Source organism: Clostridium akagii DSM 12554 (assembly GCF_000686725.1).
GTDB lineage: Bacteria > Bacillota > Clostridia > Clostridiales > Clostridiaceae > Clostridium_I > Clostridium_I akagii.
Map to the genome: position 1 here is coordinate 107125 of NZ_JMLK01000008.1, position 15117 is coordinate 122241.

The following is a 15117-nucleotide window of genomic DNA, read 5'->3' on the forward strand; positions in this document are numbered from 1 at the left end:
AAAGGTGGATACGAGTATGAACTATGTAACAATAAGTCCATCAAAGCTTAAGGGTGAAGTTATAATTCCTCCATCCAAAAGTTTAAGTCATAGGGCTGTTATTGCTTCAGGCCTATCAAAAGGCACTAGCATTATTGAGAATGTTATGTTCTCACAGGATATAATTGCCACCTGTGCCTGTATGGAGGCTCTTGGTGTTATTATAAAAAAAATAAAAACCAGTACTAACATTTATACGTTAAAAGTAACTGGAAGTAGCAATTTAAAACTTCTACAAAATGAAATTGATTGCTGTGAATCAGGTTCAACCCTAAGATTTTTCATCCCTATTTCGTTAATTCACCAAAACAACGTTACTTTTAAAGGAAAAGGTAAACTTATTTCAAGACCTTTAAAAGAGTACTACAAAATTTTTGACAAACAAGGAATTGAATATTCAACAACTTCTGGTAACCTTCCATTAAAGGTAAATGGATCTCTTAAATCAGATCAGCTTGAAATAGCTGGAAACGTGAGCTCACAGTTTATAACTGGACTACTTTTTGCTTTGCCACTTCTTAAAGATAACTCTACTATTAGTATTACTAGTAATCTTGAATCAAAAGGGTATATTGATTTAACTTTAGATATTTTAAATAAATTTTCCATCAATATAATAAATGATAACTATAAAAAATTTCATATAAGCGGAAATCAAGAATATAAAAGCAGGGACCTACGCGTTGAAGGTGATTTTTCACAAGCTGCTTTTTGGCTTGTAGCTGGCGCAATTGGTGGAGAAATTAATTGCCTAGATTTAAATTCCCAATCACTTCAAGGTGACAAAGAGGTCATAGACGTCCTTAAAAGAATGAATGCTACTGTTAAAATTAGTAGTGATAGCATATGTACTAAAGTTTCAAAAACAAAACATACAGTTATTGATGGTTCGCAATGTCCTGATATAATTCCCGTGCTTGCAGTTCTAGCATCATTAAGTGAAGGTACTACTGAAATTATAAATGCAGGAAGGCTTAGAATAAAAGAATCCGATAGATTAACTGCAATAACTACAGAACTAAAAAAATTAGGTGCAGATATATCTGAAAAACAAGATGGTCTTATTATAAGTGGTAAAAATGAGTTAAATGGTGGAGAAGTGGACAGTTGGAATGATCATAGAATAGCCATGTCCCTTGCAATTGCTTCTCTTAGATGCAAAAATGATGTAATTATAAAGGATAGCAGTTGCATAAATAAATCCTATCCTACCTTTTGGCAAGACTTTAAAAAACTTGGGGGTAAAATAAATGAGTGGAGTTTGGGGTAAAAATATTAAACTTTCGATTTTTGGGGAATCCCATGGAAGAGCTATTGGAATAACCATAGATGGGTTAGAACCAGGTATTTTACTTGACATAGATGCTATAAAAGCAGAAATGGATAGACGTGCTCCTGGTAGAAGTCCTCTTGCCTCGGCAAGAAAAGAAAGCGATACTTTTGAAATCCTTTCAGGTTATTTTAACGATAGAACTACTGGTACACCACTTTGTGCCATGATTCGTAATACAGATGAACATTCAAAGGATTATAGTAATTTAAAAACATTGATGCGCCCAGGTCACGCTGATTATACTGGAAACATAAGATATAATGGGTTTAATGACTATAGAGGTGGTGGTAGCTTTTCCGGAAGAATTACTGCCCCACTAGTTTTTGCTGGAGCTATAGCAAAACAAATTTTAGCCTCTAAGGGGATTGTGATTGGAAGTCATATAATTAGCATCGAAAAAATTCATGAATCTTCTTTTGAAGATATTCATTTAACTAATGAAGTCCTAAAAAAACTTTCTAAGGATGCTTTTCCCGTACTAAAAAAAGAAATTGGTGATAAGATGCAGGAATTGATACTACAAGTAAAAAAAGATTTAGACTCTGTAGGTGGCATAGTTGAAACTGCCATTTTAAATTTACCTGCTGGCATTGGTTCTCCTTTTTTTGATTCAGTTGAATCCCACTTGTCACAGCTTATATTTTCAATTCCTGCCACCAAGGGAATTGAATTTGGAAAAGGTTTTGATATAACAGAGTTAAAAGGTTCCCAGGCCAATGATGAATTTTACATTGAAAATGACATAATTAAAACTAGTTCTAACAATAACGGTGGCATACTTGGCGGCATAACAAGTGGAATGCCTCTTGTGTTTAGAACTGCGATTAAGCCTACAGCTTCAATTTCAAGATCTCAACACACCATTGATATAAAAAATCGTGAAAATTCAGAGCTAATAATAAAAGGGCGACATGATCCATGCATAGTTCCAAGAGCAATCCCAGTAATAGAAGCCTGTGCTGCTATTGCTATACTTGATTTATTTTTAGATATCAAGACTTCTTGAAAAAATAGCTGAGAAAGGAGTATCCTATGAAAGATTTAAAAACACTACGAAATGAGATTGATGTTATAGATAAGGAAATAGTCGCTCTTTATGAAAAGCGAATGGATGCAGTTCTAGGCGTTGCGGCCTATAAAAATAAGAATTCTGTTCCTATACTTAATTCTTCAAGGGAGAATGAAGTTATAGAAAGAAATCTTAACTTATTAAAAAACAAGGACTACTTAATCCCAACGGAAAAGCTACTAAAAACAATAATGGATATTAGCAGGGATTATCAGTCCAGTAAGATATTTGCCTTAGCTGAAAAACGAGATAAATCTTCAATAATGGATTTAGAATATGAATTAAAAAAAGATGATGATGAAAAAAAATATAGTGTTGGTTTTCAAGGCGTTCCTGGATCATTCAGTGAAGAGGCCTTAATCCAATACTTTGGCAGCAATACAATTTCTCGAAGTTTTAGTGAATTCCAAGATGTATTCGAAGCATTGCAAAACGGAAAAATAGACTATGGTGTGTTACCTGTAGAAAATTCCTCAACTGGTGGCATAACCGAAGTATATGAACTTCTACGAAAATATGGTTTATATATTACAGGTGAAAAATGTATAAAAGTATCCCATAATCTTCTTGGGATTAAAGGTGCTAAATTAGAAGACATTACCGAAGTTTATTCACATCCTCAAGCTTTTCAACAAAGTAATGTTTTTTTTAAAAATTATCCTAATCTAAATCTTGTGCCTTACTATAATACAGCTACAAGTGCAGAACTTGTGTCGAAAAAGAACAGTAATACCATTGCAGCAGTGGCCAGCGAAAAAGCTGCTGATCTTTATAATTTAGATATACTTGAAAAAAATATCAACTATAACACACAGAACTATACAAGGTTTATAGTTATAAGTAAAAATGTTGAAGTCAGCGAAAACTGTAACAAAATAAGTGTAGTTATAACTGTTCCTCACAAAACTGGATCCTTGTATAATATTTTAAGCAATTTTGCTCATAACAATCTAAACATGATGAAAATTGAATCCCGGCCAATTGAAGGTAAACCTTGGGAATACTTCTTCTATATTGATTTTCAAGGTAATCTAATTAACCCTGAAATAAAAAAGGCTGTAGCTCTAATAGAAAGAAACTCCAGCTATTTTAAACTTTTAGGAAATTATACATGTACAACTTAATGGATTCACATAATACATCCGGAAGGAGATATTAAATGTCACATTTATATGGACTTATTGGAGAAAAGCTTGGTCATAGCATTTCCCCAAGGATACATCTAAATCTATTTAAAAAATTGAATATGGATTCTGATTATAAACTTTTTGAAATTGAAAAATCAGAACTTAAAACCAGATTTTATGAGCTTAGAGATGCTGGAATTGAAGGTCTAAACGTTACTATTCCTTATAAAGTGGATTCCATAAGCTTTTTGGATGAAATTTCAAAAGAGGCAGAAAAAATCGGAGCAATAAATACAATTTGTTTCTCCAAAAACAAAATAGTAGGTTATAATACGGATTATTTTGGTTTTGCTAGAATGCTAAATAAAAATGCTATTGAAATCAAGGATAAGACAGTGGTTGTACTTGGTGCTGGTGGTGCTGCAAAAGCTGTAATTCAATATATGATTGATAGTAATGCTAAAAAAATATTTTTGGTTACTAGAGATACTTATCGCGCTGCTAAAAGCTTTAAAGACGTTGAAATAATAGACTATAAAGAACTTGAAGAAGTTAGCAATGCTCATTTAATAGTAAACTGTACACCTGTAGGAATGTATCCTAATACTAGCAACTGTCCTGTAAGTGAAAACTGCTTGATAAATTTTTCTGTAGCAATAGATTTAATATACAATCCTTACGAATCTTTATTTTTAAAAATTGCTAAAAAAAATGGGTTAAAGGCTATTAATGGATTATATATGCTTGTTAGTCAGGCAATCTATTCAGAAGAATTATGGAATGAAATTCATGTGGATGATGCTGTAATTGATGACATATTTCATGATTTAAAAACATCATTCTGAAAAGAAATAACAAGTCAAAGATTCTGAGGATATTTTGCGGCAGGCGAGGAGGCATTACCTGCGCATAGTGCGGGCTATGTAATGGTAATGCTGACGAAGCATACCACAAAATATACCAGAATACTGAATTGTTATTTCTTTGATAATGCCTTATTATTATAATCATTTAGGAGTGCTAAAAAAATAGCTAGTGATTATTCTGGTCTATTTTGCTGCATGCCTTTAAAGGATGGATTTGAAATGGACAAAAATATTGTATTAATAGGAATGCCTGGTTCTGGTAAAAGCACTATAGGTGAACTACTGTCAAAATTGTTAGGCTTAAAATTATATGATGTTGATCAATTTATAGAGAAAACTGAAAGTAGGAGTATTTCTGAACTATTTATAACTGGGGAAGAATACTTCCGAGCTATAGAAACAAAAGCTATAGGAATTATATCATCTTATAATAAAGTTATAATCTCCACTGGTGGTGGCACTATTAAATCACCTCATAATATGGAAATGCTAAGAGACCATGGTTTGATAATATTTATAAGCCGACCACTAAATGATATCATCGCTGACATAGATACTGAAAGCCGACCACTATTAAAAAATGGTAAAGAAAAAATATACGAACTATACCAAGAAAGATACCCTTTGTATAAGAAATATTGTGATTATGAAATTATTAATGACAAAGATATTAATCTAGTCTGCGATCAGATTAGTAATTTGATTTTAAAGTAGGAGTGATGTTTTATGAAACTATTAGTTATTAATGGACCGAATATTAATTTTTTGGGCATTAGAGAAAAAACTATTTATGGATCTAAAGATTATAATTATCTTTGCAATTATATAAAACAAGAGGCTGAAAAGTTACAGGTTGACGTAGATATTGTTCAAAGCAATATTGAAGGTGAGATAATTAACTTTATACAAGGCTCTTACGGTAAATATGACGGTATTATCATAAACCCTGGTGCCTATACCCATTACAGCATTGCTATTTACGATGCACTGCTGTCTGTAGACATCGATATAATTGAAGTACATATAAGTAACATACATAAGCGAGAAGAATTCAGAAGAAAATCTGTAACAGCTCCAGCCTGTAAAGGCCAACTTTGTGGTTTTGGTTTTTATGGTTATATAATGGCTATGATGGCACTGATAGAAGCAGTTAATAGTTAAATGTGGCAAGTGGCAAACTAAGGAAGACTTTTCTGCGCCAGCAGAAAAGTCTTCCTTAGTTTGTTAACTATAACCTAATAACTGCTATATCATCGTGCCAGTCTTTCAATAAAGTCCTTAACATCTTTAATTTCTAAAATATCATTTTTCTTAAAACCTCTCCCAGTATTTTGAGTGGTCATATTAACTTTTATATTAACTGGTCCAGATTCACCATTGGTTTTTAAATCAACAAGAAACTTATCATATCTCTCCTGCTCACTACCTTCATATTTACAAATATCAAAATTAAAGCCAAAATTTGTTGAATAATTGTATTCAATGTTAAAATCATCATTTCCTGTACCTGTAACTTTTAGTTTAAATGTTTTCACTTTTGCACCTCCAAAATTTTTAACTAATGAAGCGCACATAGATCTGATTTTCATCAATCCATGTGCGTTACATTATTTTAGGAAAATTGTTTCAAAGCTAAATTATACTCTTTTAAACTTCTAAATTATCATCACTTTCAATAGCTAATTCACCTTCACGTTCTTCTTTAGCATACACAGCATCTTGAATTCTAAAGAACGGTAAGTATATTGCTGTTGCGATTACAATTATAACAATCTGAAGTACTGCACCTCTCCAACCTGCAACTATAAGTCCTGATATTATTGGTGGAGTAGTCCATATTGCCTGTACTGCTGTGAAACATGGTACTAAACCACTATATATTGCAAAGTAGGTAAGTAAACCAGAAATTATTGGAACTATTATAAATGGTACAAACATAAACGGATTAAGTACTATGGCAAAACCGAAGAGCACTGGTTCATTTATATTAAATAAACCTGGAACTAATGCCAAATTACCTAATGTTTTTAGACGTTTTGACTTAGCGAATAAGAACATTGCTAAAACAAGTCCTAAAGTTATACCTGAACCACCCATGGTAAGAAAATTATCTTGGAATTGTTGAGCAATTATGTGAGCATTTTTTCCTGCACCTGAAGCAACGAGTTTTGCACCAGTTTTAACAACATCTTGATTTCCAAGATCATTTGCCTGGTATATTGCACCCATAACACCACCAACAAGAACTGCACCATGAACACCAAACCACCAGAAGAAAGAAATTACGAATGGTATAGCAATTGCTCCACCAAGTGAATCTGTAATACCTTGCATAGGGATTTCTAGTACTTTGTAAACCCATTCAATGAAAGTACCTCCAGAAACAACACTGAATAGGATATAAACTAATGCTCCAGCTGTCATAAGTACAGCAGCAGGTATAAGTGTAGAAAATGCATTTGCAACACCTTCTGGTACACTGTCCGGCATCTTAACTCTTATATCTCTCTTAATAAACCATGTGAAAACATATCCTACAAATAACCCAACTAAAATAGCTGCGATCATGCCTTTTCCACCAGTCCATCCAGTAGGAATAGCATTTCCGAGTTTATCAGCATGTTTCATTACAACTCCGCCTACTTTATCACCAACGGCAACTGCTAGGTAAGAAGGTGAAACAATTAGGAAGGTTACAATTCCAAGCATTCCTGCTGAAAGTGAGTCACATCCTTCATTTTTTGCATATTGCGAAGCTATTCCATATACAGCTATAATAGCCAATATATTAAAAGTTGCATCTGAAACTTGACTTAGTGGAGCTGCCCAGCCTGCACCAAATATGTTTGTCATCCAAGTACTCCATGCTGGTATTGGAAAATTGGCAATTAATAGGAAAATGGAACCAATTAACGTAAATGGCATAGTCATCATAAATCCCTGTGAAATTGCCATGATAACTTTAGAATTAGCAAATTTCATCACTGGTGGCAATATTTTCTCTTGAAACGCATCAACTTTACTACTCATTTTATAATTCCCCCTTAAATATATGTTTATTTGCCTAAAAACCTTAAGACATACATTAACTGATTGAAAAAAGGATCTCTATATTTCGTGAAATATATCTATTATTGCGAAATTCACATTGAGTAATCCTTCCTACAAAGTTAAATGTTTTCGCCTCTCTCTTCAATAATCTTCTTGTACCAATAGAATGAGAGCTTTTTCTTTCTTTTTAGGTTATCCTTTTGATCCACATAGATGAAGCCATATTGTTTTTTATATCCATTTAGCCAACTTAATAAATCAATTGCAGACCATGCATAATATCCTTTTAGATTAATTCCTTCTGAAATTGCTTTCTTAATTGCTTTTAAATGTGTTTCTATGAATTTTATTCTAGCAACATCTACATCTTCGCCTTCTATTATTGGGTCTGCATCACCTAAGCCATTTTCGGTAACATAAAGTTTAATATCACCATAATCTGACTTTAATGATCTTACTCCTTCTAAAAATGCATCAGGTGCTATTTCCCAGCCCCATTTTGTATAATTCTTATCAGGCATAGTAACTGTCCTATATACACCATCGAAAGATGCACTTCCAGGAGCTCCATCTCTAATTTGCTTAGAACTTTCTCCAACATCATTGTTTTTAATAACTCTTCTAGGCTGATAATAGTTCAAACCTATAAAGTCATTTTTAGGAGCAGCCGATTTTATTACAGCTAGTTCTTCATCAGTCCAATCAGGAACTATTCCTTGCTCTTTAAGTTGTTTCACCACATATTCAGGATAAGTGCCTTTCAGTACTGGATCATAATACCATGCTATTTCATACTGATTTGCATGGTAAGCAGCGAATACGTTTTCTTCCTTGTTATCTACTGGGAATGCTGGTGAAAATACATGAGTAATTCCTATCTCGCCAAATTGTCTTAACTTTTTATAAGTCTCAACGGACCTAGCATGAGCAGTTACCACGTTGTGTGTTGCCATGAAATATTTTTTAGGATCATTTTTTATTCCTGGTGGATGTGATCCTTCTAGATATCCATGACCACAAAATACGATTGTTTCATTAAATGTAATCCAATGTTTAACCCTGTCCCCAAATGCTTCAAAACATACTTTAGCATATTTTACAAAAGCATCAATTGTATTCTTATTTAACCAACCTCCTTCCTCTTCTAAAATTTGTGGCATATCCCAATGGTATAATGTTGCAAAAGGAACAATGCCATATTTTAAGCATTCATCGATTAGGTTGTTGTAGAATTCAATTCCTTTTTCATTTACCTCTCCATGGCCATCAGGTATTATCCTTGCCCATGAAATAGAAAATCTATAGGAATCTAGTCCCATTTCTGCCATAAGCTTTATGTCTTCCTTATATCTGTGATAATGATCTATAGCAACATCACCATTAGTACCTTCGAAAGTTTTACCCGGGATTTTTGAAAATACATCCCAATTAGTAACACCTTTCCCATCTTCGTTCCATGCACCCTCTACTTGATATGATGCAGACGCTGCGCCGAAGAAAAAATCTTTTGGAAATTTCATATAGAACCTCCTCTTCACATTAGTTAATTTATGTTTTGGTTATTTGCTAGCTAGTTTTAATGCTTGCTGCAATACTTTAGCACCATTCATCATTCCATAATCTGCGCTATTTATCATTTCTATTGGTACAGAATTCTTCTCGCATAAAATCTTTGCCTTTGGTAATACGTATCTAATTTGAGGTCCCAATAATACTACATCAGCCTCACCTATATATTTAGACATCTGTGCTTCTGGATATGCATTAATAGTAGCTTCAATGCTTTTACTTGCAGCCTCTTTTCTCATTTTTGAAACTAACATACTCGTTGACATACCTGCATTACAAAATAATAAAATTCTAGTCATTGAACTTCCTCCTTAATTAATCAATTTATTTAGTAACGGATTTATAGCTTTTCTTAGTTCAATCATTTCAAGTATCAAGTTTCTTTCTGATATCGTTGTCATAAGATGGTCTTGTGAATGCACAAATAATATAGTAACTGTTAATGGTTCACCACTAGCTTCTTGTTGTAGCAGTTTAGTTTGAATATCATGTGCTTTTCCTATTGCTTCATTTGCCTTCTCAATTAAAACTTCTATTTCATCATATTGTCCCTTTTTTACATTGCTAAGAGCTTCATACAAATATCCCTTCGCCTCACCAGAATAAATAATTATATCCATTACTATTTGTTCTATATCCATCTGCATTCCTCCTTTATATAACATATATATCTTATTTTTACTTTATATCTATATACAAGCAATTACCATGCCAAAACACTATCATATCTTGTATTAATAATAATAATCGCTATATTTATACACTATCATATAGTGTTTAAGTATTTTACATAGTGTTTTGAATGGAATTTACTAGTGTTCAAACACATAGAACAAATATACGATATAACTATTTCATATTTCATAATTCATCCTCACTTTATATATTTATCTATATACCTAGCAAAGGATTAATAAGCCTTCTTAGTTCAATTATTTCCAAGATTAAGTTTTTTTCCGATATAGTTGTCATCAAATGATCCTGTGAATGAACAAACAATATAGTAACATCTATTGGCTCCCCACTGGCTTCTTTTTGTAACATTGATGTTTGTATATCATGAGCTTTCCCTATTGATTCATTTGCTTTCTCGATTAGTTCATCTATCTCATCATACTTTCCTTCTTTTGATTTACTAAGTGCTTCATACAAATAGCCTTTAGCTTCTCCAGAATAGATGATAATGTACATTATGGTTTCTTCTATACTCATTTCTTTCTCAACTGTTTCTTCTACATCCATTTTCCTGTCCTCCAGTCATAACAAATTCAAATTTTGTTTTACACTAATGTATATAGCAATATTCATGCCAAAACACTATTTTCCAGCTATAACGTTATATTTTATACCTCTTTATGTTAATATCTATAGTGTTTCATATTTATAGCTAGTGTTTCGTGATAATGCTATAGTGTCCAAACACATTTTATATATTATGTAGAATTATTATTTTTTATATTATATAATGTAATTATTAGGCTATCATATGAGGAGGTCAATTAATGAACAGAAATGAACTAATATATAATAAACTATTAGAAATAACTGATGAAAGCGGTATTGACGCTCAAAGTTTGTCCGCAATTTTAAACATAAGTAGATCTAATGTTAGCCACGAACTTAATAATCTTTGCAAAGAAGGAAAAGTTTTCAAGACTTTTGGAAGACCAGTTAAATTTTTTATTTCAAACACTGAAATCACTAAAATTCATAAATCGAAATTGGATGAACTTGTAAATGATAATATAAGCCTAAAACAAGCCGTTGAACAAGTAAAAGCAGCCGTGTTATATCCACCTAAAGGTATGAATTGCCTAATACTTGGTAATACCGGAGTGGGTAAATCAATGTTTGCTTCATTAATGTATGATTATGCCGTAGAAATGGGAATAAAATCAGCTGATTCACCTTTCATCATATTTAATTGTGCTGACTATACAAATAATCCTCAACTTCTTACTTCTCAATTATTCGGTGTAAAAAAAGGTACTTATACTGGTGCCGATAGTGATAAAGTTGGCCTAATAGAAAAAGCAAATGGTGGAATATTATTTTTGGACGAAGTTCACCGGTTACCTCCTGAAGGTCAAGAAGCTCTTTTTGTATTTCTTGATACAGGTTTATTTAGGAGAATGGGTGATGACACATCGAGAAAATCTGATGTTCTAATAATATCAGCTACAACAGAAAATCCAAATTCCGCACTTTTGAAAACATTTACTAGAAGAATACCAATGTGTATAACTCTTCCTACACTTGGTGAGCGAACCCTGGAAGAAAGGCTTTACTTAATAAAAAGTTTTTTCAAACACGAAAGTGAAAAACTTAATATGGACATTCTAGTATCATTAAATACTATGAGGGCCTTTCTCTCCTATGATTGTCCTAATAATATTGGCCAATTAAAAAGTGATGTCCAGCTTGTTTGTGCAAAAGCCTATTCGGAATTTTTAACGAAAATCAAATCAGATGTAAGAATAAATAGTCACAGCATTCCAAGCTATATAAGAGAGGGTTTATATAAAGAAAAAGAGCATAGAATATTATGGAATAAACTTGTTAGTGAAGAAGTTGAATTCTTCAAATTTTCTAGTAAAGATGACAATAACCAGGGAGCAACAAAAATTGAAAACACCAATATATATGATATTATGGAACAAAAAATCGAAAAATTAAAATACAAAGGCATACCAGATATCGATATAGAAAATATTTTAGAAAAAGATATAACAAAATATTTCGAGAAATATATCAGTGGTGTTTCAGAAGATATAAATAGAAAAAATCTATTAAATATACTTGGTGAGGATATACTAAACTTCATAGATAAAATAGTTTATGAAATAGTTACTTCATTGAAAAGAAATCTAAACAATAATGTATACACTGCCATAGCACTTCATATTAACACATTAATTATAAGAGTATACAACAATAAAAATATTGTTAATCCTCAGCTTAGTAAAATAAAACAGCTTTATCCTGTAGAATATAAAATAGCACTTGAGGCTAAAACTAGCATTGAGGAATATGTACATATATCTATTCCCGATGATGAAGCTGGTTATTTAACACTATTTTTACTTAATGATGATAAATATTCACAAAAGGGTATCGATAAAGTTAATGTAATATTAATTGCTCATGGTAAATCCACAGCTACATCCATGGCTGATGTAGCCAACGAACTTCTTGGTGAAAATTTTGTTATAGGGATTAACTCTCCTATTGAAGTTAAGCCTTCTATAATATTAGAAGAACTAAGGAAAACAGTAAAAGAAAATTATACAACAAGCGGTTATATCCTTCTTGTAGATATGGGTTCACTAACAACCTTTGGTGAAATTATTGAACAAGAATTTAAAATTCCTGTTCAAGTTTTCCCATTAACTTCAACCTTACATGTAATTGAAGCTACCAGAAAGGCTCTTCTAGGTTTTTCTCTTGATGAGATCTATAGGGATTTAGAATTAGTAAATTCATATGTGTACGTAAATAAAAAGCTAAAAGATGAAAATATGGATAAACCTAAAATATGCATGATAACTGCATGCCTTACTGGTGAAGGTGGTGCACTAGCTGTAAAAAGCTTTTTAAACAATAATTTGAATTATGATAAAGATGAATTTGAAATTATCCCCTTAAACTGTTTAGATAAAACTTTTTTTGCTGATCAACTAATGAAAATACAAAATGAGCAAGATATTTTATTTATAGTAACTTCATTCCCTATAAAATCAGAAATAAAACAGTATAATATTTATGATGTAATAAGTATGAAGGTTATGGAAGAAATACAATCAATAGTTGATTCAAGAACAGTTATATTAAAGATGCCTTCAATTATTAAAGAAAATATTGACAATATTGATGGTGATGAGTTATACGAAGATATAACTGAATTCATTAATAGTGCTGAGGCTGGTATAAGTATTAAACTAGATGACGAGACTCTTATTGGTCTAAGCCTTCATATGGCATTTGCCATTAGCCGTATAAAAAGTGGTGATAGTACTGTTGAATATCCAGATAAAACACAGTATATAAATGAAAACTTAACCTTATATGAAATTATAAAAGAGAACTTAATATATATATATAACAAATACTTTATTAATATTTCTGATAATGAAATATGCTATATTATGAAATTTTTCTCTCACCCTGATTACGAATCATTGGAGGTGTAAATCTTAATGAAAACTTCTGCGGTAGAACGTAATTTTAGAAAAATAAAAAATCAACTTAATCAAGCTACTGAAATTGCTAAACATACAAAACCCAGTGCTCTTTGGGAACATGAATCCGCTGTAAGGAAAAAGCTTAAGCTTTTAAGAGAATTTGAAAATTCAAACTTAAAAGATTATGATCAAGTTTATGCTGATTATACAAGCCTTTTAAATTTTATTTCTAATAGATTACTAGAAAATTATAATACTCAAAATAATACTAAGTTCGTTTTTAAAAATATAATTGAAAACAACTATGACAGCTATTTAGAGTTAGGTATTATAAATGTATTAATTGTAAAATACATTCCAGATATTATATCTAATAAGTTTAATAAGGTCTTTCCATCAAACCCCAAGAATGAATATAAAGTAGCACGAAGTTTAGATAGAAAATTTATTTTACATTTAGGCGAAACTAATACTGGAAAAACTTACAATGCTATTGAAAAGCTAAAATCAGCTTCAAATGGAATTTATCTTTCTCCACTAAGGATTCTTGCTCTTGAAAACTTTGAGAAACTAAACAATGAGGGTATTAAATGCAATTTACTTACTGGTGAAGAAGAGATAATAGTCCATGGAGCTAATCATACATCTTGCACCATAGAAAAATTGGATTTAAGAAAGTATTATGATTTAGCAGTAATAGATGAAATCCAAATGATAGATGATGATCAAAGGGGCTCTGCATGGACAAAAGCTCTTTTAGGTTTAAAATGTACTGAAATTCATGTTTGTGGTGCTCTTAACTCAAAGAAACTGCTCATAGATATACTAGCAGATTGCGGTGACCAATACGAAATCAAAGAATACAAACGTAGTGTACCTCTTGAAATTGATTATAAAACCTTTTCCTATAGTAGCGCCACTGAAGGTGATGCACTTGTAACTTTTTCTAGAAAAAACGTACTGAATCTAGCCGCTTATTACTCTAGCATTGGAATTAAAGCAAGCATAATATATGGAGATCTTCCTCCCGAGGTGAGAAAAAAACAATATGAAGAGTTTACATCTAAAGAAACTAAAATATTAATAACCACAGATGCTATTGGCATGGGTGTAAATCTTCCTATAAAAAGGATTATATTTATGGATATCAAAAAATTTGATGGATATGAAGTGAGATATCTAAAATCTAGTGAAGTAAAACAAATTGCTGGTAGGGCCGGTAGACGTGGTATTTATAATGTTGGTTACATTGCCACCTTTAACAATGTTCAAAATTTCATAAGTGAAAATATAAAAGCAAAAGATAAAGAACTAGAGCAGGCGGTTGTTGGACCCAGTGATGAAATTTTAAAAATAAAAGAACTATCTCTCAGAGAGAAGCTAGCACTTTGGAGCACCAAACCAGAAAAAACACCATACTATAGGAAAATGGACATAAACGAATATTTAATAATACTAGATTATATAAAAAATTATAAATTAGAAGAAAAAATCCAATGGAGACTTTTAAGTATACCTTTTGATGTATCAAATACAGCTATGCTAAATTGGTTTCTAAATTATATTGACGAACTGTTTGTGGCTAAAAAAAATACTATTTCTAAACCTAGTTGTAACATCGAAAATCTAAGTCAATATGAAATTCACTACCAAAAAATAAATCTCTACTACTCTTTCTCAAAGGCTTTCAATTTAGATTTTGATAAAGATTTTGTATATGATGAAAGAATTAATGTAAGTGAAAAAATTAATAATCTCCTAAGAACCTCCTCCTTTAGTACCAGTTAGTAGCAATAACTAGCACTGGTATAGTTAAAAATAGGAGTAGTAGATTTGTTTGAATCTATCAACTACCCCTATTATATTGAATAATTCCAGAGCC

General features: G+C 31.6%; 14 protein-coding genes. 8 read left to right on the plus strand and 6 right to left on the minus strand.

Annotation, left to right across the window (positions count from 1 at the left end; translation table 11 throughout):
- The first annotated feature begins 16 nt into the window (after positions 1-16).
- The 6 genes from aroA to aroQ all read left to right on the plus strand — a co-directional run bounded on the left by aroA (position 17) and on the right by aroQ (position 5595).
- Positions 17-1309 carry a 3-phosphoshikimate 1-carboxyvinyltransferase gene (aroA, locus tag BR66_RS0104590; RefSeq protein ID WP_026881857.1) on the plus strand — a complete coding sequence of 431 codons (1293 nt, stop codon included), beginning with the start codon at positions 17-19 and terminating at the stop codon, positions 1307-1309.
- Entirely contained in the window at positions 1290-2378 is a 1089-nt protein-coding gene (gene aroC, locus BR66_RS0104595; protein ID WP_026881858.1) for a chorismate synthase, read from the plus strand. Before aroA ends, aroC begins: the two co-directional genes overlap by 20 nt.
- A gap of 26 nt (positions 2379-2404) precedes the next feature.
- Positions 2405-3565 carry a chorismate mutase gene (locus BR66_RS0104600; protein ID WP_026881859.1) on the plus strand — a complete coding sequence of 387 codons (1161 nt, stop codon included), beginning with the start codon at positions 2405-2407 and terminating at the stop codon, positions 3563-3565.
- A gap of 35 nt (positions 3566-3600) precedes the next feature.
- The gene (gene aroE, locus BR66_RS0104605; RefSeq protein ID WP_026881860.1) at positions 3601-4413 is read left to right on the plus strand and encodes a shikimate dehydrogenase; all 813 of its coding nucleotides are present in this window, start codon (positions 3601-3603) and stop codon (positions 4411-4413) included.
- 240 nt (positions 4414-4653) lie between these two features.
- Positions 4654-5148, plus strand: a complete 495-nt coding sequence (locus BR66_RS0104610; RefSeq protein ID WP_026881861.1) for a shikimate kinase — start codon at positions 4654-4656, stop codon at positions 5146-5148.
- A 12-nt stretch (positions 5149-5160) separates the two neighbouring features.
- Positions 5161-5595: a type II 3-dehydroquinate dehydratase gene (gene aroQ / locus BR66_RS0104615; protein WP_026881862.1), complete on the plus strand. Its 435-nt coding sequence runs from the start codon at positions 5161-5163 to the stop codon at positions 5593-5595.
- An 89-nt stretch (positions 5596-5684) separates the two neighbouring features.
- On the opposite strand, the gene BR66_RS0104620 is transcribed toward aroQ, so the two are convergent.
- The 6 genes from BR66_RS0104620 to BR66_RS0104645 form a co-directional block, all read right to left on the minus strand.
- The gene (locus BR66_RS0104620) at positions 5685-5969 is read right to left on the minus strand and encodes a hypothetical protein (protein WP_026881863.1); all 285 of its coding nucleotides are present in this window, start codon (positions 5967-5969) and stop codon (positions 5685-5687) included.
- A 112-nt stretch (positions 5970-6081) separates the two neighbouring features.
- Positions 6082-7464 (minus strand): PTS sugar transporter subunit IIC, encoded by a 1383-nt coding sequence (locus BR66_RS0104625; RefSeq protein ID WP_026881864.1) that lies wholly within the window; start codon positions 7462-7464, stop codon positions 6082-6084.
- A 140-nt stretch (positions 7465-7604) separates the two neighbouring features.
- Positions 7605-9005 carry a glycoside hydrolase family 1 protein gene (locus BR66_RS0104630; RefSeq protein ID WP_026881865.1) on the minus strand — a complete coding sequence of 467 codons (1401 nt, stop codon included), beginning with the start codon at positions 9003-9005 and terminating at the stop codon, positions 7605-7607.
- 39 nt (positions 9006-9044) lie between these two features.
- Entirely contained in the window at positions 9045-9353 is a 309-nt protein-coding gene (locus BR66_RS0104635) for a PTS sugar transporter subunit IIB (protein WP_026881866.1), read from the minus strand.
- A 12-nt stretch (positions 9354-9365) separates the two neighbouring features.
- Complete coding sequence (locus tag BR66_RS0104640; RefSeq protein WP_026881867.1) at positions 9366-9695, minus strand: PTS lactose/cellobiose transporter subunit IIA; 330 nt, start codon at positions 9693-9695, stop codon at positions 9366-9368.
- 250 nt (positions 9696-9945) lie between these two features.
- On the minus strand, positions 9946-10266 hold the full coding sequence (locus BR66_RS0104645) for a PTS lactose/cellobiose transporter subunit IIA (protein WP_026881868.1): 321 nt from the start codon (positions 10264-10266) through the stop codon (positions 9946-9948).
- A gap of 290 nt (positions 10267-10556) precedes the next feature.
- Between BR66_RS0104645 and BR66_RS0104650 the strand changes: the two genes are divergently transcribed.
- Together BR66_RS0104650 and BR66_RS0104655 are read left to right on the plus strand one after the other, a co-directional pair.
- Positions 10557-13244 carry a sigma-54-dependent transcriptional regulator gene (locus BR66_RS0104650; RefSeq protein ID WP_026881869.1) on the plus strand — a complete coding sequence of 896 codons (2688 nt, stop codon included), beginning with the start codon at positions 10557-10559 and terminating at the stop codon, positions 13242-13244.
- A 6-nt stretch (positions 13245-13250) separates the two neighbouring features.
- Positions 13251-15023 (plus strand): helicase-related protein, encoded by a 1773-nt coding sequence (locus BR66_RS0104655; RefSeq protein WP_026881870.1) that lies wholly within the window; start codon positions 13251-13253, stop codon positions 15021-15023.
- Positions 15024-15117: the final 94 nt, after the last annotated feature.

Excerpts from the sequence above, each read along its gene's own strand:
- aroA (WP_026881857.1), top strand. The coding sequence starts at position 17 with ATGAACTATGTAACAATAAGTCCATCAAAGCTTAAGGGTGAAGTTATA.
- aroC (WP_026881858.1), top strand. The coding sequence starts at position 1,290 with ATGAGTGGAGTTTGGGGTAAAAATATTAAACTTTCGATTTTTGGGGAA.
- BR66_RS0104600 (WP_026881859.1), top strand. The coding sequence starts at position 2,405 with ATGAAAGATTTAAAAACACTACGAAATGAGATTGATGTTATAGATAAG.
- aroE (WP_026881860.1), top strand. The coding sequence starts at position 3,601 with ATGTCACATTTATATGGACTTATTGGAGAAAAGCTTGGTCATAGCATT.
- BR66_RS0104610 (WP_026881861.1), top strand. The coding sequence starts at position 4,654 with ATGGACAAAAATATTGTATTAATAGGAATGCCTGGTTCTGGTAAAAGC.
- aroQ (WP_026881862.1), top strand. The coding sequence starts at position 5,161 with ATGAAACTATTAGTTATTAATGGACCGAATATTAATTTTTTGGGCATT.
- BR66_RS0104625 (WP_026881864.1), bottom strand. The coding sequence starts at position 7,464 with ATGAGTAGTAAAGTTGATGCGTTTCAAGAGAAAATATTGCCACCAGTG.
- BR66_RS0104630 (WP_026881865.1), bottom strand. The coding sequence starts at position 9,005 with ATGAAATTTCCAAAAGATTTTTTCTTCGGCGCAGCGTCTGCATCATAT.
- BR66_RS0104635 (WP_026881866.1), bottom strand. The coding sequence starts at position 9,353 with ATGACTAGAATTTTATTATTTTGTAATGCAGGTATGTCAACGAGTATG.
- BR66_RS0104640 (WP_026881867.1), bottom strand. The coding sequence starts at position 9,695 with ATGGATATAGAACAAATAGTAATGGATATAATTATTTATTCTGGTGAG.
- BR66_RS0104645 (WP_026881868.1), bottom strand. The coding sequence starts at position 10,266 with ATGAGTATAGAAGAAACCATAATGTACATTATCATCTATTCTGGAGAA.
- BR66_RS0104650 (WP_026881869.1), top strand. The coding sequence starts at position 10,557 with ATGAACAGAAATGAACTAATATATAATAAACTATTAGAAATAACTGAT.
- BR66_RS0104655 (WP_026881870.1), top strand. The coding sequence starts at position 13,251 with ATGAAAACTTCTGCGGTAGAACGTAATTTTAGAAAAATAAAAAATCAA.